Genomic DNA, 26312 nt, shown 5'->3' with positions numbered 1-26312 from the left:
TCAGGCTTTACGCAGCACCGGCACACCCAGCTCGCGGAAGTGATCGACAAACGGTGACGGCGCTGCCTTATCGAACATCAGAAAAACCTGCTGACGCGCGCGCGTCAGTGCCACATAGGCCAGACGGCGCTCTTCTGCATCAGGGAACGCTTCTGGCTGCGGTAATAAGCCCTGTTCAATAATCGATTCGCGCGCCTCTGCCGGGAAGCCCTCTTTACCCTGCTGTAATCCCAGCAAAATGACGTAATCTGCCTGCTGACCTTTGCTGGCATGAATCGTCATAAATTCCAGATTAAGCTTCGGCCAGCGGGTTCTGGCTTTATCCAGTAAATCCGGCCGCAGATAGTGATAACGCGCCAGCAGCAGAATTCGCTCATCAGGCTTCGCGTAACCGCTGAGTTTGTTCAGCAAGGCTTCCAGCTGATCCTGCGCCAGCAGCGAAATCGACTTTTTATTGCCTTTGGTAATGCTGTTCAGCGGTTTTGCCAGCTGCTGCGGATTCTGTTGTATAAACCGGTTGGCAATGTCGCCGATGCGGTCGTTGAAACGGTAGGTTGTGTCCAGTACGCAGCGGTCTCCCTCACCAAAATAGTGATGGAATGCCGTCGTCAGCGTCATCTCCGCCCCACTAAAGCGGTAGATGGCCTGCCAGTCATCCCCAACAGCAAATAGTGCGGTACGCTTATTCTGCTGGCGCAATGCGCTCAGTAACGCGGCACGCTGAGGCGAAATATCCTGGAATTCATCCACCAGAATGTGTTTCCACGGACTGATAAACCGTCCTTTTTCCAGAATGGCAATCGCCTGGTGAATCAGACCCGAGAAATCGACCGCGCCCTCCTCTTTTAATGCGCTCTTCCACGCTTTCATCAACGGTGCCATCAATTTGATGCGCTTACTGAAGAGATTGCGGATCTCTTCGGGCACGTCGGCGATCATCGCTGCCTGCGCACCGCCATGCATGCGCATCAGACCGAGCCAGCGCTCCAGCCGTGACGCCAGCCGGTTTGCCAGCCGGTCGTCCTCCCAGAATGGCCCCTCGGGTAACTCCCACTCCAGTTCATCACGCAGCCACTGACGCCAGCCGTTTGCCTGCGCCTTCTTCTCATGGCACTGCTGCCGCCACTGCTGGATCAGCAGCGTGCGACGCGCATCGGCATCACTCTCAAGTTTGCTGATAACCGGCTGCTTATTACTGCCTTCACGAATAATATGCAGTGCCAGAGAATGGAAGGTCCGCGCCTGGATGTCAGCGGCGGAGAGCCGCGACTGGATACGTACGTTCATCTCTTCAGCCGCCTGGCGGCCAAATGCCAGTAACAGGATTTGATCGGCGCTGGCCAGCTTGCGCTGCATTAACCAGCCTGCACGAGCCACCAGCACCGAGGTTTTACCGCTGCCCGCGCCTGCCAGTACCAGCAGAGAATTCTCGCCATTAACCACCGCCTCACATTGCGACTGATTGAGTGGCGTGCTCTCGACGCTGGCAAAGAAATCCTGATAGCGGGTGAGCATGGCGGCCGTCCAGTCGCGGTTTCGCTGCCGCAACGCCGTTTCACCCTGCTCCAGCCAGCGCTGACAGAATTGCCAGTTATCCCGGCAGTCAGCAAAATCTTTTAAGCGGGAGAGCGGCATCGGCAATGCATCGAACTGTTTGAGGATGTTGGTTTTCAGCGCCTGCAACTCGTGGCGGTTCAGCCAGCGATCCTGCGCGCCAAACGCCTCGATTTCGTCGCGTAGCGCCTGCAGCACCTCGCGGCACACTGCGCTCATCTCCAGACTCCAGCTCTGCCAGGCCTGCAGCAGATAGTGGTGAAAGCGCTGCGTTTCCTGCCATTCCGTGCCATGCAGGCGGACCACTTTTTCATCGGCCAGCAAAAACTCCAGCTCGCCCCACACCAGCCCGCGCTTGCAGGCGATATCCAGTAACTGGTTAAAGGGGATCAGATACTCATGCTTATCGCCGCTGACTTCGACGCCTGCCGCCATCAAACGGACACGATTATAAGGATGCTGGGCAAGCCGTTTGCCCATCGAGGTTGCTTTCAGTTCCACGCCGACACCAACGTCAGAGAATAGGATTAGGGGGAGTTTACCTGTCAGACCCTTAGCGCTCCAGCCTTAAAACAGGCTAAACTTGGCGTCACATCTTGCGGAATGCAAAAGGAAAAGAAGATCATGCGCACCGTTTTAAATATTCTTAATTTTGTTCTGGGCGGTTTTTTCACCACCCTGAGCTGGCTGTTTGCCACGTTAATCAGCATCGTGCTGATTTTTACCCTGCCGCTGACCCGCTCCTGCTGGGAAATCACCAAACTCTCGCTGCTGCCGTTTGGCAACGAGGCGGTGCATGTTGATGTGCTGCGTCCGGAAAGTAAGAGTCATATTCTGAATACCGGCGGCACCTTTCTGAATATCTTCTGGCTGATTTTCTTCGGCTGGTGGCTCTGCCTTTCGCACATCTCCGTGGGGATTGTGCAGTGCATCAGTATCATCGGTATTCCGGTAGGGATTGCGAACTTTAAGATCGCCGCTATCGCGCTCTGGCCGGTTGGCCGTCGGGTGGTGTCGGTGGAAGAGGCGCGTGCCGCGCGCGAAGCCAATGTCCGCCGCTACTAATATGATGTCGGATGCCGTGCCAGGCTGGCGCAAATATCTGTTTAACAGTACGTGGCGCTATCTGCTGCGGATACTGTTTGCACTGAGTGGCTGCGCCGCCATTCCCTGGTGGCTGCATCAGATTGAGTGGACGATCCCTCTGACCCTGGGAGTGGTCGCGGCTGCGCTGGCCGATCTTGATGATCGCCTGGCCGGTCGCCTGAAGAATCTGCTGATTACCCTGCTCTGCTTCTGCATCGCCTCGGTTTCAGTCGAGTTACTGTTTCCTTATCCGTTCGCCTTTATTATCGGGCTGGCAATCTCGACCTGGGGCTTTATTCTGCTGGGCGCCCTTGGCCAGCGCTATGCGACTATCGCCTTTGGTGCTCTGCTGATTGCGGTCTATACCATGCTCGGCATCGGACTGTTCAGCCAGTGGTATATGCAGCCGATGCTGCTGCTGGTCGGCGCGCTGTGGTACAACCTGCTGACATTACTGGGCCATCTGATGTTTCCGGTCCGGCCGGTGCAGGAGCAACTGGCCGGAAGTTTTTCACAACTGGCGCGTTACCTTGATGCCAAAGCGAATCTTTTCGATCCCGACGCGGGCGATCAGGATGATGCCGCGTTTATTGATGCGGCGATGGTCAACAGCCAGTTAGTGGCGCAACTTAATCTGACCAAGACCACACTGCAGAGTCGTCTGCGCGGCGATCGCGGGTCGCGCGGCACCCGCCGTAGTCTGCACTACTACTTTGTGGCGCAGGATATTCATGAACGGGCCAGCTCTTCCCATTTGCAATATCATCTGCTGCGCGGCGACTGGCGCTACAACGAAATTCTGTTTCGCTTTCAGCGCCTGCTGAATATGCAGGCTCAGGCCTGTCGCCAGCTGGCACATTGCATTCTGATGCGTCAAAGGTGGGTGCATGACAGCCGTTTTGAGCGTGCATTTGAACGATTACAGAAAGCGATAGAACGTCTGGAGCAGCATGATCCCGACGCTACGCATACCCGTGCTCTTTTCTGGCTGCTGCGCAACCTGCGCGCCATCGACGCACAGCTTGCTTCGATCGAGTCAGAACAGACGCTGGCCGGTGAAGATCCTCAGCACAGTGACAATCTGCTGTCACGCGAAGGATTGAGTGGCTGGAGTGATATCCGGCTGCGCTTCAGCCGCCACCTCTCTCCCGCATCGGCGCTGTTCCGGCATGCGGTTCGCATGTCTATGGTGCTCTGTATTGGATATGGTTTTATTCAGGTAACCGGGCTGGAGCGGGGATACTGGATTTTGCTGACCAGCCTGTTTGTCTGCCAGCCCAACTACAATGCAACGCAGCGACGACTGGCCTTGCGCATCGGCGGAACGCTGGCGGGGATTGCGATTGGTCTGCCCGTTTTATGGCTGGTGCCTTCGATTGAAGGTCAGTTAATCCTGATAGTGATTACGGGCGTCCTGTTCTTCGCTTTCAGGCAGGTGCAGTATGCACAGGCCACGCTGTTTATCACTCTGCTGGTGCTGCTCTGCTTTAACCTGCTGGGTGAAGGGTTTGAAGTTGCCCTGCCGCGGGTAGTGGATACCCTACTGGGCTGTGGGCTGGCCTGGCTGGCTGTCGCGTTTATCTGGCCTGACTGGCGCTTTCGTCAGTTACCTGCCGTGGCAGAACGAACGCTGAAAGCGAATTGCCGCTATCTGGACGCGATCATGGAGCAATATCATCAGGGCAAAGATAACCGTCTCGCCTATCGCATTGCACGGCGTGATGCGCATAACGCGGATGCTGAACTGGCGTCAGTGGTCTCAAACATGAGCAGTGAAAGTCGCACCAGCCAGAAGCTGCGCGATTCGGCTTTTCAGCTGCTTTGCTCCAACCATTCATTTCTGAGTTACATTTCTGCGCTGGGCGCTCACCGCGATAAAATTACCGCACCCGAACTGCTGACATTGCTGGATGATACGGTTTGCTATGTGGAGGATGTGCTGCAGACGGAAGTTGTCAGCGATGAGCACGTAGAAACGATGCGCCATCAACTGGCTCAGCGAATCAGCCAGCTGGCCGCAGATGCGGATACGCGTGCGCCGCTGGTGCTCCAGCAACTCGGTCTGCTGGTGGCATTAATGCCCGATGTGGCTCGCCTGCGCCGCACGCTAATCACTGATTAGCCTTCGCCGTTTCTGAGATTGGGGTTTGATAAAAGCGTGCGCTGGAACCACGCATTCAGCTCCGCCCGTGTCGCCTGCGGCAGCGCAGCGGCATGGTGGCCCGTGATCGCCCCCTGCAGCGCAAGTAATGTCTGGAACCCAACGTGCTGGTTGATCGCTTTAAGCTTCAGCCAGCACTGTTTAGCCCCCATCTGGTAGAGATGATTGACGCTCATGACGCCCGCCTCGTACAGCATCATCTCCATACGTACGCTGAGATTTGGCAGATCTTTTAACCGCGGTGAGGATTGTCGGTCCTGCAACTCCAGCTGCGCCGTTTCTAAAGAGGCAGCAGAGAGCGCCAGCAGATGGTCAGGGTCGCGCCACAACGCCTCATCGACCCGAAAGTAATTGAGACTCACCAGCTTGCCCCGCTTGCGAAAAATCAGGGGTTGCAGCGGACGATCTGTAAGGTATTCCCGCAAATGTTCACTGGCACGCAGATAGAGTTCGTCTTTATTAATTAAGGCAAAAACCACACTTTCTACAGCCAGGGCATAGCCTCCGAACTGGGTGCGCGACTCTATTGTTCCTAATGGGGCCAGGCGCGCTCTGGAGCGCTCTACAACCGGATTCACCTTTTTCATTGCACCACCTCCATGTAAGAAATATATCGTAAATTACCTTGGGTATCAGGTAATTAGAAGATAAAAAAAAGCGTCAACGGGTTCAATGAATAAATAGCGTTTCAACTAATCTTGTCGCGATTTTGCGAGGCGTTTTCAGAAATTTGGGTTGATCTTTATCCAGGATGACAGTACTGTATATTCATACAGTCCACTGCTGGTGATTAACTTATGCGAACACAACATCCTGATAATTCACGCTATGCTCATCATTATGCGTCCTCTTCCGTTCCGGCCTCTCAGGGCGGTGGAATTACTGAGTTACGCTACAGCGAACAGCCCGGTATGATGCAGATGTTGCTGTTGCCTTTATTACAGCAGCTGAGTCAGCAATCACGCTGGCAGTTGTGGTTAACACCGGCATATAAACTGAATCGCACCTGGCTGCAGGAATCAGGATTACCACTGGATAAAAGTATGCATATCGCCGATTCTGAACGTCTGAATGCGGTTGAAGCGATGGTTAAAGCATTGCGTACAGGAAATTACAGTGTCGTTCTGGCATGGATTCCTTACGATCTTGACGAAGATGAACGACGTCAACTTGAAAATGCGGCGGCAGAGGGTGAAGCGTTAGGATTGATTTTGCGTGCAAGCGGGACATCAGAAGCGCCTCTCAGACCGCAAACTGCGATAAAAATTCAGTCGGATTTGTTTCATTAAGTAAAAATCAGAAGTTTCCCAAGCTATTTTTCTTATCTGTCGCAGCTAAACCACTGATTCTGTTAGTTCGAGCGTTGACAATGGTTTAGCAAGTTTTTAGGGCTTTTTGCCGCGGCAATAAGACCAGCCTAATTGTTAGAAATTGTGTATAAATCGCTGTTTTTTTACATAAGCGCCTCACATCATACTTGTAAGTTTCCAATCTCGTTGTAGACTTTAGCTCGCCAGGGTGCTCAATAACCTCCGTTTTTTGCGGTAGAGTCATAAGCGAGCGTTTTGACCCGGCGAAGGATTTAAACCAAGAGCAACCTTTTTGCTCATTGCCTATTTGGATGATAACGAGGCGCAAAATGAAAAAGACAGCTATCGCAATTGCAGTGGCACTGGCTGGCTTCGCTACCGTAGCGCAGGCCGCTCCGAAAGATGACACCTGGTACACCGGTGCTAAACTGGGCTGGTCTCAGTATCACGACACTGGTTACTACGGTAACGGTTACGAAAACAATGACGGTCCAACTCATGAAAGCCAGCTGGGTGCAGGTGCATTCGTTGGTTACCAGGCAAATCCATACCTGGGCTTCGAGCTGGGCTATGACTGGCTGGGTCGCATGCCTAACAAAGGCAACGTGACTAACGGCGCATTCAAAGCACAGGGCGTTCAGCTGGCTGCTAAACTGAGCTACCCAATCTATGACGATCTGGACGTGTATACTCGTCTGGGCGGCATGGTATGGCGTGCAGACTCAACGCAGACTAACCCAACTACTGGCCGCATCAGCGACCACGACACCGGCGTATCTCCGCTGGCTGCTGTTGGTGTTGAATATGCGCTGACCAAAAACTGGGCTACCCGTCTGGATTACCAGTGGGTTAACAACATCGGTGATGCACAGACCGTTGGTACTCGTCCAGACAACGGCATGCTGAGCGTAGGCGTTTCATACCGCTTCGGTCAGGATGACGTCGCTGCTCCGGCGCCAGCTCCGGCTCCAGCACCAGCTCCAGTTGTTGAAACCAAGCGTTTCACTCTGAAGTCTGACGTTCTGTTCACCTTCAACAAATCTACTCTGAAGCCAGAAGGCCAGCAGGCTCTGGATCAGCTGTACAGCCAGCTGAGCTCAATGGATCCTAAAGATGGTTCCGTTGTCGTACTGGGCTTCACCGATCGCATCGGTTCAGAGCAGTACAACCAGAAACTGTCTGAGAAACGTGCTCAGTCAGTCGTAGATTACCTGGTATCTAAAGGTATTCCTTCTAACAAGATCTCTGCACGTGGCATGGGTGAATCTAACCCAGTTACCGGCAACACCTGTGACAGCGTGAAAGGCCGTAATGCCCTGATCGACTGCCTGGCGCCGGACCGTCGTGTAGAAATCGACGTTAAAGGTATCAAAGACGTTGTAACTCAGCCACAGGCTTAAGTTTACACGTAATAAAAAACCCCGCTAAGGCGGGGTTTTTTTATGCCGGTAATAAAACCGGACTGAAGGATAAAGGCTTTGATTGCCCTGCCCGATTATTCGCTCTCTGAACCGGAGTTACCCAGAATCGCCTGCAAATCCTGCTTCAGGCTCGACATCTGAGTGGCATATTTCTCTTTACGTTCTGCATCTTCTATCAGCTGAACAATCGTTTCAGAGAGCGTGCAGCCGCGCCGCTGTGCCAGACCTGCCAGTCGCTGCCAGACCAGATACTCCAAGTCTATCGATTTTTTTCGCGTATGCTGATGCTCAGCGTTGAAATGGCGTTTCCGTCGGGCACGGATGGTTTGCTTCAGTCGGTTATCCAGATCAGCGTGAATATGTTCTGCGATCCATTCATTCACTGTAACCGGATTATTTTCCATTGCCAGCAGCTTATCCACTGCTGCCTGCGCCGCGCTTAATTCAAGGTGACGCGTGATCAGTTCACCTTCCCGATGTTTTTTCACCAGGTATTTCCACTTCCATCCACATTCAAGATTTTCGAGTTGCTGGTATTTCATCGGAATCTCATCGTGATCACGTAACGAACTAAGAATAACAGCTTTTTTCCCGGATGCAGCAACGAAAAACATGCTGTCACCATCACATCTTCAACAGGAAGTCTGCAGTGCTTAACAAGGGTGAATCCTGTATAATCTCGCTTTTCTTAAAACAGACAAATGCGATTATTTTGACCAGCACTCAACTTACGTGGCAGACCTTACAGCCAGATAGCGCGCAATACCAATCCGTTTTCTCCCGAATTGCTGATGAAGAAACTGATGCTCTGGCAACGGTACAGCCCCGGTTGCTGAATGCACTGGCGCACTTACACCATCAGACGCAGGGGTTCCCGTTACTGCTGGTTCGTAGCCAGGAGAATCGCGATTATCTGACATTCATTGCCCAGGCCGCAGAGCGGGTCATGGCCGACAGTACCACTCTATTCGGCGGTGATTACCATATCATGGCCGACAACGTCACGCTCCAGCCCCCCTCCGATCCTCAACGCCCGTTCACCAGTCAGGGTGGTATTCACTTTGCTGAATGGATTGAGATGGAGCAGTTGTTTGGCTGCGTGCGCCAGTATAAAGATCGCATCCAGCTGGAACCGGGCCTGATCCATCGTGCTAATGGCGGCACGCTGCTGCTTTCACTGCGTAGCCTGATGACGCAACCGATTCTCTGGTTACGCCTGAAAAAGTGTATTGAGCAGGGTTATGTTGAGTGGACATCTCAGGATGAACGCCGGCCGCTGCCAGTCTCGATTCCTCCCTTGCCCCTCAATCTGAAACTGGTCCTGTGTGGCGATCGGGAAGCGCTGGCAGAATTTCAGGAGCTGGATCCCGAAGCTCACGAAATGGCCATCTATACTGAATTTGAAGAGAATATTCAGATTCTGGATGAAGATGACATGCTTGCCTGGTGTCGCTGGAACATCGAACTGGCGCAACAGGCGGGTCTGCCCCAGCCGGAAGCGGACTTCTGGCCAGAACTGATTAAAGAAGGCGTCCGCTACAGCGGCGATCAAGAGACGCTGCCACTCTGCCCCCGCTGGCTACAACGCCAGATGCGCGAATCGGCCCTGATGGGCGATGAATTGAACGCTGAAGCGCTGCGTGATGCGCTGGAAGCGCGTTTGTGGCGCGAGAATTATCTCAATGAGCGGATGCGTGACGAGATCCTGCTGCGACAGATTCTGATTGAAACCGAAGGCGAAGTGGTTGGTCAGATTAATGGCCTGTCGGTCGTTGAATATCCTGGCCATCCCCGTGCCTGGGGCGATCCCTCGCGTATTACCTGCGTGGTACATCCCGGCGATGGTGAATTCATGGATATCGAGCGTAAAGCGGAGCTGGGCGGTAATATTCATGCCAAAGGCATGATGATTATGCAGGCTTACCTGATTGCCGAACTGGAACTCGATCAGCAACTGCCCTTCTCGGCCTCAATGGTCTTTGAGCAATCTTACTCCGAGGTGGATGGTGACAGTGCTTCACTGGCTGAACTCTGTGCCTTAATCAGCGCGCTGGCTAATCAGCCCATCAATCAGCAAATTGCGGTGACCGGCTCGGTTGATCAGTTTGGCAACGTACAACCGGTGGGCGGACTGAACGAGAAAATCGAAGGCTTCTTTGATATCTGCCATCAGCGAGAACTGACAGGTCAGCAGGGTGTGATTATTCCCGCCAGCAATGTCCGTCATCTCAGCCTCAGCCAGGCGGTTGTCAGTGCGGTTGAACAGGGTCATTTCCATATCTGGGCAATTGACCGTGCCGATGAAGCGCTACCGCTGCTGACCGGTAAAATCTGGAGTACCGAGGATCGCTTGGGCGATTGCCTGCTGAATACCATCCAGGAACGCATTAGCCTGTTCAACCAGCCGGACGGTCCGCAACGTCCCTGGGCGCTGCGCTGGCTTAACTGGTTCAACCACCGTTAATCCGATTTGCTCAGCGTACAACTGTTCGCTAATATTCGTGATTCACTAAAACAAGGCTTATTGAAAACATGGTAGATAAACGCGAATCCTATACCAAAGAAGATCTGATTCTGTCAGGTCGTGGTGAACTGTTTGGCGAAAATGGTCCGCCGCTTCCATCCGGCAACATGCTGATGATGGACCGCGTGGTCAAAATGACCGAAGACGGCGGCAAATATGACAAAGGCTTTGTTGAAGCGGAGCTGGATATCAATCCTGATCTCTGGTTCTTCGGCTGTCACTTTATTGGCGATCCGGTGATGCCGGGTTGTCTGGGCCTTGATGCCATGTGGCAGCTGGTTGGTTTCTATCTGGGCTGGCTGGGCGGCGAAGGTAAAGGTCGTGCGCTGGGCGTGGGTGAAGTGAAATTCACCGGTCAGGTCCTGCCAGATGCGAAGAAAGTGACTTACCGCATTCACTTCAAACGCGTTATTAACCGCAAACTGGTTATGGGCGTGGCAGATGGTGAAGTGCTGGTTGACGGTAATCTGATCTATACCGCCAGCGATCTTAAAGTCGGCCTGTTTAAAGATACCGCCGCTTTCTAAGCGTTTCCCCCCGAAACAAAAACCTCCGCGCATGGCGGAGGTTATATTCCCTTTTCAGTGACATCCGGTTATGCAGCTACCGACCTGTCCTCCATGGCTTGTCGCCAACCTCCCAACCAGTGAGACTTAGCGTCAATCAACTGATACGGACACATCTCTTTTGAGCGTCCAGTAATACCTGCCTGATAACCACGTGAATGGGCGCGTTCGAGGCGGTCTCGTTTCTGTCTCTTCATACTCCGTGTCCCTCATGTAAGGTCTGTGGAATCTGGTGGAAAGAAAAGTGGTGAATTAATGTTCAACCACACTTATGTTCTACCTCCTGCGCACCCAAAGATCAATGCCCAATCTTCATGCCAGTGTCATAAATGTGACCTTAATCGGTAAAAATAATGACGTTCTGTGATGCATGCAACAACACTATCTTTCTGATTAAGCTAATAAAAAAGCCCCTGACCTCTGTCGAAAAAGCACGACAATCGGTCAGGGGCTTAGCTTATTTATTCACATCAATCTTAATTTAACGCAACCACGCTATTGGCAATCTTCTGTGCTGTCTGTTGCCAGCCCGCCGCCAGCGTTCTGACCATCGCATCGTAGCCATCTTCGGTCTGCGGCAGTACCAGGTTAAACGCCTGTTTGGTCAGCCGGCCCTGATGTTCCAGCGTCCATTCGCCACTGACGACTGCTTTGCCATCATAGCGTCCCTGAAAGCCTGTCACGGTCACATTCAGCGTATCGTGCTGCGCGCCTAAAGGTGAACCTGCGACCAGCCGGCCTGGCAGCGCCTTGCTCAGGTTAGTGATCAATGTCTGCTGCAACTGCTGATCGAGCGGGCTGGCCCAGAGATTATTCGCGGCGATAACGTATTTGACATCGCTGGTCTGATAAACCAGTCCGTTGCCTGCCAGATAGTCCGGCACCGTCACCTGCTGCACCCATAACATCGGTTGCGCTTCATTCAGCTGGCTGCTGCTGACCTGCATGGAAGCCGCCCCGGAGGGCAGCTGATACCAGGTATTGTCAACGCTGCTACTGCACGCACTCAACACCAGCGCGGCACAAAGTATCAATCCTTTATTCACTGTTTCGCCCTCTTCGGCTGGGGATCCTGTCCCGGTTTTGCCTCAAATACCAGCGCATTGCTCTTGGTGTTAAGCGTTCTTAACACCGGCTGGAGTTCACGCAGAACCTTATCCAGGCGCTGCATATCCCCCACCAGCTTGCTGTAGGCTGGTGAGCCTGGCTGCAGGCCTTTCATGCTGCGGTTCAGCTCGCGCAATGTCTGCTGCAGGTCTTCCGGCAGGGTTTTCATAGCCGGACTGGCGGTGACTTTGTTGATGTTGTCGATGGTGCGCTGCAGATCACGCATCGTTTTCTGGCTCTCTTTCAGCGTGCCTGTCGCTTCATTGACCATACCGTTCAGTGGCAGACTGTTGATCTTATCCAGCGCCGCCATCAGCTTCTGCTGAATCTGGCTCAGGCCACCGCTGACCGTTGGGATAACTTCATAGCCAGAGACTTTCTGCGGACCTTTGTAAGGCGGTGCATTGTCATAGAAGTCGAGATCGACATAGAGCGCACCCGACAACAGACTGCCGGTTTTCAGCGTCGCACGCAGGCCACGTTTTTTACCATCCTGCAGATGCTGTTGCAGATCGAAGTTCTCACCCAGTCGGCTGATAAAGCGATCCGGCTCAATGCGAATCAGCACCGGCACGCGGTAATCATTGTTCAGCGCCTGGTCCAGACCGGCTTTCATCAATGGCGCTTCTGAGACGGTACCCAGGCGAATGCCGCGGAATTCAACCGGCGCACCCGCCTGCAGACCACGGATGGAGTCGGTGAAGAACATCAGGTAATCAATATGGTTGGTATAGAGCGAGTCCTGAATGCTGCGCTGATCGTCAAACAGATGATAATCAGACTTATTCTGCGCAGGCTGACCCAGCTCCCAGCCATCCGGCACGTCAAAACTGACGCCGCCGCTGAACAGTGTGGTCAGCGATCCCATTTCCACCCGCATTCCTGAAGCGGACATATCCACGGCGATGCCGCTGTCCTTCCAGAAGCGCACATTGGTTGTAATCAGGCGATCGTAAGGCGCAGCGACGAACAGCTGATAGGTCATCATGCGTTTTTCGGTATCGAAAATACTGGTCTCGACCGTACCGACGCGATAGCCGCGGAACAGGACCGGATCCCCCGGATTGAGCTGACCCGCTTTCTTGCTGTCCAGCACGATGCGAATCCCTTTGGCATCCGGTGGCGCTAACGGCGGCGCATCCAGCAGCTTAAACTGCTCGGGTGCCTGGCTTTTAGTGCCCGGCTGTAATTCGATATAGGCACCGGATAACAGAGTACCGAGACCGCTGATCCCTTCGCGACCCACCTGCGGTTTCACCACCCAGAAAACGCTGTCGCTGTGCAGCAGTTTTTCCATGCCTGAATTCAGGCGCGCTTTGATTTCCACATGGTGAAGATCGTCGCTTAACACCGCGCTTTCCACCACACCGACATCCACACTGCGGCTTTTAATCGTGGTTTTACCCGCAACAATGCCTTCGGCGTTTTCGGTGATGAGGGTGACTTCCGGCCCCTGATGGCTGAAGTGATAAAAGAGGATCCATCCGCCGATTAACAGCGTAACGATGGGGACAATCCAGACCGGCGACCAGCGCTTAATCTGTTCCACCTTTGCATGGCCGTGATTAGTTTCCGTCAAGGCGCGACTCCTTCATATTGTTTTCGCGTACACGATCCCAGGTTAATCGCGGGTCAAAGGTCATGGCAGCAATCATGGTGATAATCACCACCATTGCAAACAATACTGCCCCCCACGCGGGATAAACATTCATTAATTGCCCCATGCGCACCAGCGCAGAGAGCACGGCAATAACAAACACGTCGATCATTGACCAGCGGCCAACAAATTCGACCACTTCATAAATTTTGTGCATCCTGTGGCTGTCACGCTGTCCGCGTCCGCTGGCATCCCAGCAAAGCCAGCCAATCGCCAGCATTTTCAGCGTAGGCACCATGATACTGGCGATAAAGATCACCAGCGCCACCGGATAGGAGCCATCACCCCACAGCACAATCACCCCCGCCATGATATTGGAAGGATAGGCAGTGCCGAGGGTTTCCGTCACCATAATCGGCAACAGGTTGGCCGGGATATAAAGCAGTATTGAGGTGAACAACAGCGCCAGCGTCCACTGCAGGCTGTGCTTACGCCGTGCCTCGGCCGTGACGCCGCAGCGGGGACACTTATGCTCTGCTTCCGGCAGAATGGCCGTACAGCAGGGACAGGAGCGCAGACCCTGCTCTAAACCACTGATGCCCACTTCGGGCGGATGGGGCAGCGCAGGCCGGGGTGACAGACTGTCCCACAAGCCACGTCGATCAACGCACTGAAAGGCCCGCAACTGCAGCAGACAGAACAGAACCCACGGCCAGAAGCTGGTCTCCAGGCCGATCTCGCCATAGGCCATCAGCTTGACGAAACTGACCAGCACGCCCGCCATAAAGATTTCTGCCATGCCCCAGTTTCGCAGCTGAAACAGGATACGTGCCAGACCGATTTTGAGGCGCGTCGGCAACGGGACCGGATTGACCAGCAGGATAATGGTGATCATGCAGAAGGCCGGAACCGCCTGCACAAAGAGAAGGAACAGCGTCGCCAGACTGCTGTAATCTTCCGTCACCATCACCTGAGGGATCTGCGCCAGGGTGATCTGGCTGGTCAGCCCGGCCACCTTCATTGAGACAAAAGGAAACAGATTCGCCAGCAGCAGCATAAACAGCGCTGCCAGCGCATAGCCCGTTGGCCGTTTACGCGGTTCGTGCCAGTTGGCCGTCAGGGAGGTGTGGCAGCGCGGGCATGACGCACGGCTGCCAACGGGAATGTCCGGCAGCTTAATCATTAAATCGCATTGTGGACAGAGCATCCACGCGTTACTTTTCACTGCTGAACACATCCGTTAGCCCTGCCCTACGCGCCGTTTTTCAGTGACTCTAGCTCTTCCCAGCGCGCAAAAGCGGTTTCCAGCTCCTGCTCAGTCTGAGCCAGATTATCCAGCACCGGTTGCGTCTGATCGTGTGCCTGGCTGAAGAAGTCGGGATGACTCATCTTCGCCTGCAGTTCTCCGATACGCGCTTCCAGCTGCTCCAGTTTTTGCGGCAGCTGTTCCAGCTCACGCGCCAGATTGTAGCTGAGTTTATTCACGCTACGCTTCGCATCACCCTTCTCTGCTGCAGGCTTAGAGGCGTTACCCGTCGCTTTCGCCGGTGCTGCCGCCTTGTGCTGCCGGTAGGCGGCGCGCTGCTGCTGAGCATCGTGATAACCGCCAACAAAGGTACCAATCTCACCATTGCCTTCAAAAATCCAGCACTCGGTAACGGTATTATCGACGAACTGACGATCGTGGCTCACCAGTAAGACGGTACCCTGATAGCCATCAATCAGCTCTTCCAGCAGTTCCAGGGTTTCGACGTCAAGGTCGTTAGTCGGTTCATCCAGAATCATCAGGTTGCTGGGACGCAGGAACAGGCGCGCCAGCAGCAGACGGTTTCGTTCACCGCCCGAAAGGGCGCGCACCGGCGTCATGGCACGTTTTGGATGGAACAGGAAGTCCTGCAGATAGCCCAGTACGTGGCGCGGTTTGCCGTTGACCAGTACTTCCTGCTTGCCTTCGGCCAGGTTGTCCATCACGGTGCGATCCGGATCCAGTTCAGCGCGATGCTGGTCAAAGTAGGCTACTTCCAGCTTGGTACCGGAATGCACACGACCATGGTCAGCTTTCAGCTGCTGCAGCATCAGGCGCAGTAAGGTAGTTTTCCCGCAGCCGTTCGGTCCGATCAGCGCAATTTTGTCGCCACGCTGTACCTGGGTTGAGAAGTCCTTAACCAGCACTTTGCCATCGACCGCGTAGTCGACATTTTCCAGCTCAAACACAATCTTGCCGGAACGGGACGCTTCGCCCACCTGCATGTTGGCTTTGCCCATCACTTCACGACGTTCTGAATGTTCACGACGCAGCGCTTTCAGCGCACGCACACGACCTTCATTACGGGTACGACGGGCTTTGATGCCCTGACGGATCCACACCTCTTCCTGCGCCAGCTTACGGTCAAATTCCGCGTTCTGCATCTCTTCAACGCGCAACGCTTCCTCTTTGCCTTCCAGATAGAGATCGTAGTTGCCTGGCCAGGAGACCAGCTTGCCACGGTCCAGATCGACAATGCGCGTCGCCATGTTGCGGATAAACGAACGGTCATGGGAAATAAAGATGATGCTGCCGGTGAAGTTCTTCAGGAACGTTTCCAGCCAGTCGATGGTTTCGATATCGAGGTGGTTGGTTGGCTCATCCAGCATCAGGACGCGCGGGTTACTCACCAGCGCACGACCCAGCGCCGCTTTACGCAGCCAGCCGCCCGAGAGCGACGACAGCTCGGTATCGGGCTGCAGACCAATCTGCTCCAGCACGTCATGGATGCGGCTCTCCAGCTGCCACAGATTCTGGTGGTCGAGAATGCTCTGCAGACGCGCCATCTCATTGAGGTTTTTATCGCTGGGATCTTCCATCACCACATGGGAAATGGCGTGATAGGCTTTCAGATGCTCAGCCTGCTCTTCAACGCCCTCGGCCACGAAGTCATACACCGAACCGGTAATATTGCGCGGCGGATCCTGTTGCAGACGCGCCACGACCAGATCGGTTTCATAAATAATGCGGCCATCATCCAGTGGCTGTTCGCCATTGATGATTTTCATCAGCGTGGATTTACCTGCACCGTTACGGCCCACCAGACAGACGCGTTCGTTCTCTTCGATGTGCAGTTCGGTGTTGTCTAACAGCGGCGCATCGCTGAAGGAGAGATAAGCGCCGTGGATACTGATTAATGACATGTAAGCTTATTCCTTACCGGCGTGAGTGATCAGCCAGCAGTTGTGAATTTGACGGTTACGCGCGAAGTCCTGCGACTGCGTTTTCTGGGTAATATCCTGCGCCTGCAGGCCCAGTGATTTCAGGCCATCCATGTCCATTTTGAAACCGCGTTTGTTATTGGAGAACATGATGGTGCCGCCGCGACGCAGCAGGCGCTTCAGGTTACGCATCAGCATCATATGATCGCGCTGAACGTCGAAGCTCTCTTCCATACGTTTTGAGTTGGAGAACGTTGGCGGATCGATAAAGATCAGGTCAAAGTTCTCGTCACTCTCATTCAGCCAGCTCAGACAGTCCGCCTGCATCAGACGATGCTGACGCCCGGTCAGTCCGTTAAGACGCAGGTTGCGCTCCGCCCACTCCAGATAGGTACGCGACATATCTACCGTGGTGGTTGAACGCGCGCCACCCAGACCGGCATGCACACTGGCAGTACCGGTATAGGCAAACAGGTTCAGGAAATCTTTGCCCTGACTCATCTGGCCCAGCATTTTACGGGCAATGCGGTGATCGAGGAACAGGCCGGTATCGAGATAGTCGGTCAGATTCACCCAGAAACGCGCATTAAACTCTTTAACTTCGAAATAGTCGCCCTTCTCGCTGAGCTTCTGATACTGCGCTTTGCCTTTCTGGCGTTCACGCGTTTTCATAATCAGACGGTCAGCAGGCAGTTGCAGCACGCTCAGCGTTGCGCTGATGACATCGAACAGACGCTGACGCGCTTTATCAGGATCGATGGTTTTCGGTGGCGCATACTCCTGGATAATCACCCAGTCGCCATAGCGATCGACAGCAACGTTGTAGTCTGGCAGATCGGCATCATAAATACGGTAGCATTCAATGCCTTCCTGACGCGCCCACTTCTCCAGTTTCTTCACGTTTTTACGCAGGCGGTTAGCGTAATCTTCCGCAATCTGTCCGGCGCTTTCATGACTGTTAACCGCCAGCTTATAGTTTTTCTGCACGCAATCCAGCGGACCGTTCTTCGCTTTAAACTGGCGATCGGCACGCAACTGCAGGCAGCTCAGCAGTTCTGGCGAGGCGCTGAACAGCGACAGGTTCCAGCCGCCAAAATGCTGCTTCATCAGACGTCCGAGCTGGCTGTGCAGCGCAATCAGGGCTGGTTCGCTCTCCAGACGTTCACCGTAAGGAGGATTACTCAGCACCGTACCGTGAACCGCCGGATCGACCGGATTAGTCAGCTTCAGCAGATCCTGCTGGCCGAAGGTGAAAAGTTCAAAGACGCCAGCGCGGCGGGCATTCGCCTGCGCCCACTCCAGCACCCGACCATTATTGTCGTAGCCAAAGAAGCGCGCCTGAGTGGCAGCCGTACCAGTGCGGGCACGATTCTGCGCCTCGGTTTTAACGTCCTGCCACAACGCAGCGTTAAACTGGCTCCAGGCGGTGAAGCCCCAGTGCTTGCGCAGCAGGCCTGGCGCACGATCGCAGGCAATCAGTGCGGCTTCAATCAGCAGCGTACCGGAACCACACATCGGATCGATCAGCGGTGTCGTCGGCTCCCAGCCAGAACGCAGCACGATGGCCGCCGCCAGGGTCTCTTTTAACGGCGCCTGACCGGTCTGCTGGCGATAACCACGCTGATGCAGCGAGCTGCCGCTGAGATCCAGCGCAATGCTGGCGCGATCATCATTCAGCCAGACGTTGACACGGATATCTGCCTGCTCACGATCGACGTTGGGTCGTTCGAGGTTCTGACGGGTAAAGCTGTCCACGATGGCATCTTTCACTTTCAGCGCGCCGAACTGGCTGTTACGGATCGAATCGTTGGTGCCGCTGAAATGCACAACAAAGGTTTTGTCGCTGCCGAACATCGTCGGCCAGTCCACGCTCTGCACGCCCAGATAGAGATCCAGATCGCTGTAGACGCCAAACTCTCCCAGCGGCAACAGGATGCGTGATGCTAAACGACTCCACATCAGGCTTTGGTACATAGTGCGATCGTCGGCTTCGTAGTGAACGCCTCCCTGCACCACTTGCAAATCCTGCGCGCCCAGCGCGTCCAGCTCACTTTTTAACAGCTCTTCGAGCCCACGCGCCGTGCTGGCAAACAGAGAATTCATATCGTCACTTTTTAACTCTTGAGAAAATTGTCGCGCATTATAGCGAATCGGAGACCTATGTCATAAAGTTAGCTTCTTTTGTGCTGCGCGTCGGGTTCAAGGAGAACACCATGATCACGCTTTCCCGCTTATTTATTCATCCTGTGAAGTCGATGCGGGGATTAGCGCTGTCACACGCGCTGGTCACTGACAGCGGACTGGCATTTGATCGTCTGTTTATGGTGACCGAACCTGATGGCACCTTTATTACCGCGCGTCAGCACCCGGAGATGGTGCGCTTCACGCCCGCGATTTTACCGGATGGCCTGCTGCTGACGGCCCCGGATGGCAGTCACTCCCTGATCCGCTTCAGCGATTTCGATGAGCAGGATCACCCCACCGAAGTCTGGGGAAATCATTTCACCGCGCGCATAGCGCCGCGTGCGATTAACCAATGGCTGAGCCCGTTCTTCCCGCGTGAGGTTCAGTTGCGCTGGGTCGGGCCGCAACCCAGCCGCCGGGTTAAAGCGTTTAATCATATTCCGCTGAGCTTTGCCGACGGCTTTCCGTTTTTGCTGATCAACAACGCGTCGCTGCATGATCTGCAACAGCGCTGCCCGGCCAGCGTCCGTGCCGAACAGTTTCGTCCGAATCTGGTCGTCAGCGGCGCTGCCGCATGGGATGAAGACAGCTGGGCGGAGATTCAGATTGGCGACGTGATATTCGAGGTGCCTAAGCCATGCAGTCGCTGCGTGCTCACCACTGTCAGCACCGAGACCGGCGTTAAGCATCCTGCCGGTCATCCACTGGCCACGCTGCAGACGTTCCGCACCGCCCTGGATGGCAGCGGGGATATTGATTTCGGTCTGAACTTAGTGGCGCGCAACAGTGGGGTGGTGCGCGCCGGTGATGAGATGATTGTCCTGAAACGTCATGCACCGCGCAGCTATGGTGCCGGTGAAGTGGTCGAAACACTGAAACCAAAGCAGCAGGCGCCAGATGCCGTGGCTATCACGTTTCAGGGTCAGACGTTCACCGGGGATAATCAGCAGGTATTACTGGATCAGCTGGAGATGCAGGGCTTCCGGATCCCCTACTCCTGTCGGGCGGGACTGTGCGGCAGTTGCAAGCTGAGTCTGGTCGCGGGTGAGGTTAAGGCGCTGAAACAGAGCGCCCTGCGTCAGGACGGCACGCTGTTGAGCTGCAGCTGTATTCCGGCTGGCGATGTAGAACTAAGGTAGTCAGACTGCGCGGGCGTAGCGCGGCGCGACATCCTGATACAGGGGCTGCAGGCGATCGTTCATCACCTTGATGGCATCGCCGAGCACCATGTTTTTTCCGGCCAGCGTCAATCCCGGCTGCGCCAGCAGGCAGAGCGCCGCATTATCGCCACTCTCAACCACCAGCAGTCGTGCCTGCGTTCCCTCTTCTGCCAGCGTAACCTGTACCATTTCACCGGGACGGGGCTGCATTGCCGGAGCATAAGAGGCGAAATGCCAGCTTTTCGGCATCAGTGGCTTGAGGAAGCGTGCAGCGACCAGCGCATTTAACACCAGTTCGGCGCGATGGCTGCCACTGAGTTTGCACTGACGGCAGGTCTCTTCAAAGGTGTAATAAAGGGCGGCGTCATCGACACAAAAACCCGATTCAGTGAAGGCATCCGGCGTGAGCATCTTGCGGGAATAACGGGAACGAAAAAGCATACCGTCTGCCAGGTCGAGCATCATTCGGTCGTGGCTGTTGTCAAAATACCAACGCCAGTTATCATCGGGTTTAATTTTCATCGTGTGCCCTGTATTTACCGCTGCGCCAAAAATCACGCAGAATTCAGCGAAAAAAGAAACATAAGGAAAAGCTGAAAAAGCGTGCAACAGGACAAAATATAAACGAGCCGAGGGGATAAATAAACCCCCCGGCCAATGATTGTGAGAATTGTCTTAGAGATGGGTGACGATATCTTTAATTAAGCCTGGCCCCTGATAAATAAAGCCTGAATAAATCTGAACCAGTGTTGCCCCGGCGGCGATTTTTTCACGCGCTGCCGTCAGAGAATCGATCCCGCCTACCCCAATAATCGGCAACCGTCCCTGCAGTTCCTGAGAGAGGCGCTGTATCACCGCCGTGCTGCGCGACTGCACTGGCCGTCCACTTAACCCACCCGCTTCCTCAGCATGCTTAAGACCGCTCACCAGCGAACGATCGAGCGTGGTATTGCTGGCAATCACGCCATCAATCTGATGACGAATTAAACTGTCCGCGACCTGAATTAACTCTTCTTCAGAGAGATCGGGCGCAATTTTTACGGCCAGCGGAACATATTTCAGATGACGCTGTTCCAGCTCTTTTTGTTTCTGTTTAATGGAAGAAAGCAGATCATCCAGCGCCTCGCCATATTGCAGCGAACGTAAACCTGGGGTGTTAGGTGAGGAAATATTAATGGCGATATAACCGGCGTGGGCATAAACCTTTTCCATGCAGATGAGATAATCATCTTTGCCCTGCTCGACCGGCGTATCTTTATTTTTACCGATATTGATCCCCAGCACGCCGTTAAAGCGCGCTTTCTTCACGTTTTCAACCAGGTGATCAACACCCAGATTATTAAACCCCATCCGATTGATAATTCCGCCCGCTTCCACCAGACGAAACATGCGTGGCTTATCGTTCCCCGCCTGGGCGCGCGGCGTGACGGTGCCGACTTCAACAAAACCAAAGCCCATCGCCGCAAACGCATCAATGCACTCTGCGTTCTTATCCAGACCCGCCGCCAGGCCCAGGGCATTCTTAAAGGTCAGTCCCATACAGGTGACCGGACGCGACGGCAGATTCTGGCGATAAAACATCTCCAGTGGGGTGCCGTTCATAAAACGCAGTTGCTGAAAAGTGAGTTCGTGTGCGCGTTCGGGATCAAGTTTAAACAGCGCCGGTCGGACGATAGGATAAAACATGCACTCTCCTGAAGGACGGAAGCGATCGTGGAAGTCGGTGCACGGGAAAATGTGCGCCAGAATGGTAAAGTGCTCTGGCGCAAAAGTAAATCGAACAGCGGGAATGCATAAAACTATCTGAAAATGCTTTGATCTTACGCGGCGGAATCGTTTACGGGTTGATTTTTCACCTCAGAGGGAAACAGATATTCCCGCAGGATGCCGTGGCGTTGCATGATGCCAAAAATACCGAGACAGACGAACGCTTCAGCCCCGACCATCGACCATGCGGCACCGATTGCGCCAAACTTCCACGCCAGGAAACAGCAGAGCGGCACGTTAACCACACCAGCGGCCATCATCACCCACATACGCTGGCGGGCCAGACCATGTGGGATCAGAATCTGCAATCCAGCCGGGTAGGCAATGTTGCCAAACAGGAAGCAGAGCACAAAGACGCGCAGCACATCCGCCGACGGGATAAAGTCTTTACCCAGCAATATTGAGACCACCAGGTCAGCAAAAAACCAGGTGAAGATCACAATCGACAGACTCAGGGAAAACGACAGCAGCAGGCTTTTGCGTGTCGCGGCAATCGCGGCGCGTTTATCCCGGCCAAACAGGTGGCTGACGCGCGGGAAGAAGGCGCTGCCAATCTGCTCCGGTACCGAGTTGGCCGCTTTACGCAGGCGATCGGCGCCGTTGTAGATCCCGACCATATAAGTAGAAGCAAAGGTGGCGAGAATCACCACGTTGACGCTGTTGAAAAGGTTAGCACCGGCGATGGCGATAAACACATCCATGCTGTCGGTGATGCGCTGTTTGATTTCGCGCGGTTCAAAGCGGTAGCGGCCTATGACTTTCATCTCCAGCACAAACTTCAGCGTAATCGCCGCGCTGATAATGGAGACCGCGCCAGGGATCAGGGCAGCCAGCCAGGTATCCTGCGGAGATTTCACCAGTAAAAAGGTCAGCGGAATCGCACAGAAGTTACCGAAGGTGGCGATCATCGCCGTCTTACCCAGCTTCTCAAAGCCCTGCATCAGCCAGCCGAATGAAAACAGCGAGCCCACCAGCGTGGTGCAGTTCGCCAGAATGATGAAGAACAGAGGGTGCCAGGAGGGATTGAACCAGGTCGCGGTCAGCAGCGTGCCGCTGGTGACCACCAGCAGCATCAGCTTGGCGTTAAACGTTGACCAGAAGAGCTGGCTGACGCGTTCTTTGTCATCACGATGGTGAGCAATATCTTTGGTGGTAAAGACATTGAATCCCCAGTCGGAGATGGTGCTGCAATAAATCACGCAGGCGATCGCCAGCGCCAGCGTACCCATCTGCTCTACGCCCAGAACGCGGGCAAGATAGGGCAGCGTGGCCAGCGGAAACAGAAACGACGCGCCACGGTAAGCCAGCAGCGAGAAAATATTAATAACCAGACTTTTATCGAGTACTTTTGCCATGTCGCAACAACCTTATACACATTGCATGTCTCACCTTCTCATTTCGCTAAGGCATAAACAATATCGCTTCACATTTTTCAGAATCAGGCTGCGCGCTTGAGCTCTTTTTTAACCTTGTAATGCTGCAGCGCAATAAAGAGCTCCGGGCGATTAAACAACAACCACTCTTTAAGATTTTCTGATTTTACGTTACGACCCATAAAGCGAATGGCATTACAGACATATTCCGGCACCGGCGTTTTATTATAGAGAGACAAATAGATCATCAGACGGAACGAGTGAAGTAAATAAGATTTTTCCAGCGAACTACGCCAGGCTGATTTAGGGAGCGAACTTGTTAACGTATTATAAGCATGCATAAAAGCGTCATAGCGCTGATAGAAAAACTCATTGCTTTTGGTACTGTTAGTCAGTGAGCCGTTGCGAATACGCTGTTTATAATAGACCTGATGACTGACCCATGCCTGCTGACTTTTCATAAAGCAGGAGAGCGTAAAATTGTGATCTTCATGAACGCGCTTAACAAAGCGTAATTTATGCTGCTCAATAACGCGTTTGCTGATGACATAGCTCCAGGCCGCAGAGGTATAGCTGCCGTTACGCAGCAGGCCCAATAAGACTTCCTGCGATTTCTGCTGGCCGAAGTGTTCGTGTCTGACTTTTGGCGATGTGATCTCTGTCTGACCATCGCGGTAGACGCAGGAGTTAAAACAGAACAGGTTGGTTTCAGGGTGCTTTTCCGCCACCATGGCCAGTTCATCTACCAGCCCATCCGCTACGACGTCATCCGGGTCACAGAAAAAGAGAAACTGGCCCTGCGCCTGCTCAATACCCACATCCCGTGCATGACCGGCACCGCCATTTTCAGTGGTAATTATTTTCACCTGAGAAAGATGCGCATAATTCTGTTCAAGTAAGGCTAATGTTCCATCGGTGGAGCCATCATTCACAATGAGTATTTCATTGGGCGCTTTAACCTGACGTAATAATGAATCGACGCACTCCACAATATATTTTTCAACATTGTAAGTTGGAATAATCACTGATAATAAAGTGTCAGACATAGGCAATTCTCTGCTGTTAGAAAAAAGACAATACGATTCACCCGCCAGATGCAGGGCATGACCAGAGGCGAAACGTCGAAAAGAGTAATGCGCTAATATTATGATGGCTTTCATTTAGCCTGATTATCTTAAACCGGTAAGGCGAAAAAAGACCAGTCGTAAAAATTATCTTAACGTTTCACGTGAGAATCACTGTTAACGAAAGTGCATCTATAGCCTGCGTTAATGTTAAAACCGTTGATGATCGATTTAAAATAGCCCTGTGAAGCAGACGTAACCAGATTCAGGAATCTGTAAGCGAACATCTGAAACGATGAATAAGTTCAGCATTCCTTCATTTTTATTACAGTCTTCTTTCTGCAACTAATCCTAATCCCTGAAAGATGCTTGCCGCAGATAAGCTGATTCTGTGCTGCTTCGCAGCGCTCTTTTGTCAGCCGTTTCGCTTTATTGCCGCGCCACTCTCAGGGAAAATGATTAAGCAATCAGACGAAAGCTATTTTTTCTGCTGAACCGTCTCATTTTGACGATCTCGTATTATCCCTCTTAATGAATTGTTCTGCTGCCGACACATAATTTAAGAATTATCGGAAGCGGCGATGCTGACACCTGCCACTACCGCTTCTATTTGCAGATTTCACCCTTACTTTGCCGGATAAATCATTTAAGCCCACTCTCCTGCTCTGACAGTATGAAGACATAAGTTCTCAACATTTGATAATCAATAACTTTTAGTTATAAGGAGTGATGATGCGAGTTATTACGCTGGCAGGCAGCCCACGATTCCCCTCCCGCTCAACCTCACTGCTGACGCTGTGTCAGCACAAGCTGGAGGCGCGTGGCATTGAAGTCATCCCCTGGAATATTCACAACTTTCAGCCTGACGATCTGATCAATGCGCGTTTTGATGCGCCTGCGCTTCTCGCCCTGCGTGACGATCTGGCTTCGGCTGATGGCCTGATTATTGCGACACCTATCTATAAAGCGTCGTTTTCGGGTGCGCTGAAGACTCTGCTCGATCTGCTGCCTGAGCGCGCACTGGAACACAAAGTCGTATTACCGCTGGCCAGCGGCGGCAGCGCCGGTCATATGCTGGCGCTGGACTATGCCCTCAAGCCGGTGCTCAACGCCTTAAAGGCGCAGGAGATCCTGCATGGTGTTTATGCCGAAGACAGCCAGATCAGCCATTACGACCGTCAGCCCGAACTGCAGGATTCACTGTCACAGCGCCTGGATGAAGCCGTCTCCGCCTTCTGGCTGGCGCTGACCCGTCACCACCATCCCGTTGCGCAAGCGGTATAAGGAAGAGATCGATGAAACAGAGATTAGGAAAGTGGCTGGTGGCCGGACTTTTACTGGCTGGCCTCCAGGTACAGGCCGCCGAATCCGATCCGTCTGAGATTCGCATCGGCTATCAGAAAGGTTCGGTCAGCATGGTGCTGGCGAAGTCACATCAGTTACTGGAAAAACGATTTCCCCATACCCGGATTAAGTGGATCGAGTTCCCTGCAGGTCCGCAAATGCTGGAAGCGCTGAATATCAACAGTATCGACCTGGGCAGCACCGGTGACCTTCCGCCGCTGTTTGCCCAGGCCGCGGGCGCGGATCTGCTCTATGTTGGCGCGGAGCCGCCAAAACCCAAAGCGGAAGTGATTCTGGTGCCAAAAAGCAGCCCGCTGAAACAGGTTGCGGATCTGAAAGGCAAGAAAGTGGCTTTCCAGAAAGGCTCCAGCTCTCACAACTTACTGCTGCGCGCCTTACAGCAGGCGGGTCTGACCTTTAAAGACATCACGCCGGTTTATCTCACTCCCGCCGATGCGCGCGCCGCCTTCCAGCAGGGTGACGTTGATGCCTGGGCAATCTGGGACCCCTACTATTCATCGGTGCTGCTGCAGGGAAATTCGCGCCTGCTGATTGATGGCAGCTCCCTTAACCTGACCGGCTCCTTCTATTTAGCGACCCGCAGTTACGCCGAAGCCCATGGCGCGTTTATTCAGCAGGTGCTCGACACCTTCAGTTCTGCTGACGCGCTGACAATCAGCCAGCGTCAGCAGAGCACCACGTTACTGGCGCAGGCGATGGGCTTGCCCGAACCGGTTATCGCCAGCTACCTCAGCCATCGGCCACCCACCCGCATTTCGCCGGTCAGTGCCGAAACTGCCGCAGCTCAGCAGCGCACTGCTGACCTGTTCTATGCCAATCATCTCTTGCCAGTAAAAGTGACGATTCAGGATCGCATCTGGCATCCGCATACCGTGACGCAATAAGGA

The 26312-nt window shown here is 53.7% G+C and carries 22 protein-coding genes; 9 read left to right on the top strand and 13 right to left on the bottom strand.

Annotated features, from left to right (window positions below; all coding sequences use genetic code 11):
* Entirely contained in the window at positions 1–2055 is a 2055-nt protein-coding gene (gene helD, locus LC417_RS07905) for a DNA helicase IV (RefSeq protein ID WP_223565686.1), read from the bottom strand.
* Between the two features lie 123 nt (positions 2056–2178).
* On the opposite strand from helD, the gene LC417_RS07900 reads away from it, so the two are divergent.
* Positions 2179–2619 (top strand): YccF domain-containing protein, encoded by a 441-nt coding sequence (locus LC417_RS07900; RefSeq protein ID WP_010255036.1) that lies wholly within the window; start codon positions 2179–2181, stop codon positions 2617–2619.
* Entirely contained in the window at positions 2603–4762 is a 2160-nt protein-coding gene (gene yccS / locus LC417_RS07895) for a YccS family putative transporter (RefSeq protein WP_223565685.1), read from the top strand. Before LC417_RS07900 ends, yccS begins: the two co-directional genes overlap by 17 nt.
* On the opposite strand, the gene LC417_RS07890 is transcribed toward yccS, so the two are convergent.
* Positions 4759–5388: a TfoX/Sxy family DNA transformation protein gene (locus LC417_RS07890; protein ID WP_223565684.1), complete on the bottom strand. Its 630-nt coding sequence runs from the start codon at positions 5386–5388 to the stop codon at positions 4759–4761. The genes yccS and LC417_RS07890 overlap by 4 nt on opposite strands.
* Positions 5389–5598: 210 nt before the next feature.
* Here LC417_RS07890 and sulA point away from each other — a divergent pair, with 210 nt between their 5' ends.
* Both sulA and ompA read left to right on the top strand, forming a co-directional pair.
* Complete coding sequence (gene sulA / locus LC417_RS07885) at positions 5599–6090, top strand: SOS-induced cell division inhibitor SulA (RefSeq protein WP_031592832.1); 492 nt, start codon at positions 5599–5601, stop codon at positions 6088–6090.
* A 350-nt stretch (positions 6091–6440) separates the two neighbouring features.
* Positions 6441–7511 (top strand): porin OmpA, encoded by a 1071-nt coding sequence (ompA, locus tag LC417_RS07880; RefSeq protein WP_010255028.1) that lies wholly within the window; start codon positions 6441–6443, stop codon positions 7509–7511.
* Positions 7512–7606: 95 nt separating this feature from the next.
* On the opposite strand, the gene matP is transcribed toward ompA, so the two are convergent.
* Positions 7607–8074 (bottom strand): macrodomain Ter protein MatP, encoded by a 468-nt coding sequence (gene matP / locus LC417_RS07875; protein WP_138919647.1) that lies wholly within the window; start codon positions 8072–8074, stop codon positions 7607–7609.
* Between the two features lie 53 nt (positions 8075–8127).
* Between matP and LC417_RS07870 the strand changes: the two genes are divergently transcribed.
* Together LC417_RS07870 and fabA are read left to right on the top strand one after the other, a co-directional pair.
* The gene (locus tag LC417_RS07870; protein WP_223565683.1) at positions 8128–9996 is read left to right on the top strand and encodes a Lon protease family protein; all 1869 of its coding nucleotides are present in this window, start codon (positions 8128–8130) and stop codon (positions 9994–9996) included.
* Between the two features lie 68 nt (positions 9997–10064).
* The gene (gene fabA, locus LC417_RS07865; RefSeq protein ID WP_009091047.1) at positions 10065–10583 is read left to right on the top strand and encodes a bifunctional 3-hydroxydecanoyl-ACP dehydratase/trans-2-decenoyl-ACP isomerase; all 519 of its coding nucleotides are present in this window, start codon (positions 10065–10067) and stop codon (positions 10581–10583) included.
* Between the two features lie 68 nt (positions 10584–10651).
* On the opposite strand, the gene rmf is transcribed toward fabA, so the two are convergent.
* The 6 genes from rmf to rlmKL form a co-directional block, all read right to left on the bottom strand.
* The gene (gene rmf, locus LC417_RS07860; protein ID WP_008925875.1) at positions 10652–10819 is read right to left on the bottom strand and encodes a ribosome modulation factor; all 168 of its coding nucleotides are present in this window, start codon (positions 10817–10819) and stop codon (positions 10652–10654) included.
* A 279-nt stretch (positions 10820–11098) separates the two neighbouring features.
* The gene (gene pqiC, locus LC417_RS07855) at positions 11099–11668 is read right to left on the bottom strand and encodes a membrane integrity-associated transporter subunit PqiC (RefSeq protein ID WP_022625928.1); all 570 of its coding nucleotides are present in this window, start codon (positions 11666–11668) and stop codon (positions 11099–11101) included.
* Positions 11665–13308 carry an intermembrane transport protein PqiB gene (pqiB, locus tag LC417_RS07850; protein ID WP_223565682.1) on the bottom strand — a complete coding sequence of 548 codons (1644 nt, stop codon included), beginning with the start codon at positions 13306–13308 and terminating at the stop codon, positions 11665–11667. The genes pqiC and pqiB overlap by 4 nt, the downstream gene beginning before the upstream one ends.
* Positions 13295–14563 (bottom strand): membrane integrity-associated transporter subunit PqiA, encoded by a 1269-nt coding sequence (gene pqiA, locus LC417_RS07845; protein ID WP_223565681.1) that lies wholly within the window; start codon positions 14561–14563, stop codon positions 13295–13297. Before pqiA ends, pqiB begins: the two co-directional genes overlap by 14 nt.
* Positions 14564–14577: 14 nt before the next feature.
* Positions 14578–16494, bottom strand: coding sequence for an ABC transporter ATP-binding protein (locus LC417_RS07840; RefSeq protein WP_031592840.1), 1917 nt, complete (start codon positions 16492–16494; stop codon positions 14578–14580).
* Between the two features lie 6 nt (positions 16495–16500).
* A complete protein-coding gene (gene rlmKL, locus LC417_RS07835; RefSeq protein WP_033785545.1) occupies positions 16501–18615 on the bottom strand; it encodes a bifunctional 23S rRNA (guanine(2069)-N(7))-methyltransferase RlmK/23S rRNA (guanine(2445)-N(2))-methyltransferase RlmL in 2115 nt (704 codons plus the stop codon).
* 110 nt (positions 18616–18725) lie between these two features.
* Between rlmKL and LC417_RS07830 the strand changes: the two genes are divergently transcribed.
* Positions 18726–19835 (top strand): YcbX family protein, encoded by a 1110-nt coding sequence (locus LC417_RS07830; protein WP_223565680.1) that lies wholly within the window; start codon positions 18726–18728, stop codon positions 19833–19835.
* Here the strand turns inward: LC417_RS07830 and LC417_RS07825 are convergent, their stop codons facing one another.
* The 4 genes from LC417_RS07825 to LC417_RS07810 form a co-directional block, all read right to left on the bottom strand.
* The gene (locus LC417_RS07825; RefSeq protein ID WP_010255003.1) at positions 19836–20378 is read right to left on the bottom strand and encodes a cell division protein ZapC; all 543 of its coding nucleotides are present in this window, start codon (positions 20376–20378) and stop codon (positions 19836–19838) included. It abuts the gene before it with no gap.
* A gap of 153 nt (positions 20379–20531) precedes the next feature.
* On the bottom strand, positions 20532–21542 hold the full coding sequence (pyrD, locus tag LC417_RS07820) for a quinone-dependent dihydroorotate dehydrogenase (RefSeq protein ID WP_010255000.1): 1011 nt from the start codon (positions 21540–21542) through the stop codon (positions 20532–20534).
* 134 nt (positions 21543–21676) lie between these two features.
* Positions 21677–22978, bottom strand: a complete 1302-nt coding sequence (locus tag LC417_RS07815; RefSeq protein ID WP_223565679.1) for a flippase — start codon at positions 22976–22978, stop codon at positions 21677–21679.
* 83 nt (positions 22979–23061) lie between these two features.
* A complete protein-coding gene (locus LC417_RS07810) occupies positions 23062–24042 on the bottom strand; it encodes a glycosyltransferase family A protein (protein WP_223565678.1) in 981 nt (326 codons plus the stop codon).
* A 750-nt stretch (positions 24043–24792) separates the two neighbouring features.
* On the opposite strand from LC417_RS07810, the gene ssuE reads away from it, so the two are divergent.
* Both ssuE and LC417_RS07800 read left to right on the top strand, forming a co-directional pair.
* Positions 24793–25344 (top strand): NADPH-dependent FMN reductase, encoded by a 552-nt coding sequence (gene ssuE, locus LC417_RS07805; protein ID WP_010669775.1) that lies wholly within the window; start codon positions 24793–24795, stop codon positions 25342–25344.
* Between the two features lie 11 nt (positions 25345–25355).
* Positions 25356–26309, top strand: coding sequence for a sulfonate ABC transporter substrate-binding protein (locus LC417_RS07800; protein ID WP_050679506.1), 954 nt, complete (start codon positions 25356–25358; stop codon positions 26307–26309).
* The last annotated feature ends 3 nt before the right edge of the window (positions 26310–26312 follow it).

This window comes from Pantoea sp. OVA07A, from assembly GCF_019969975.1.
Lineage (GTDB): Bacteria > Pseudomonadota > Gammaproteobacteria > Enterobacterales > Enterobacteriaceae > Pantoea > Pantoea agglomerans.
The sequence above is the reverse complement of the archived record's forward strand: the minus strand, read 5'-3'. Positions and strand labels throughout refer to the sequence as shown.